At 65.9% G+C, this 223-nt stretch carries 1 pseudogene; it reads right to left on the bottom strand.

Annotated elements, in window-relative coordinates:
* A pseudogene (locus tag E4K09_RS16810) lies at positions 1 to 223 on the bottom strand (thioredoxin domain-containing protein); the annotation flags it as partial.

A 223-nucleotide genomic window follows, 5' to 3' on the forward strand; every position in this document is an offset into this window, starting at 1 on the left:
CGGATAGGGTCCAGACGTAGAAGCGGCCTTCCTCTCCCTCCGAATCGGCATCGAGGCTGGACGCGAAGGCACCCTCCGGCGTCACCATCTCCCGTTCGAGCCAGGTGACGAGTCCCTCCGCCGCGTCCCTGAACAGGGCGCGGCCGGTCTCGGCATGGGCCAGCGCGTAGAGCTCCAGCAGCTGCGCATTGTCGTAGAGCATCTTCTCGAAATGCGGCACGAG

The organism is Microvirga pakistanensis, from assembly GCF_004458765.1.
Taxonomy (GTDB): domain Bacteria; phylum Pseudomonadota; class Alphaproteobacteria; order Rhizobiales; family Beijerinckiaceae; genus Microvirga; species Microvirga pakistanensis.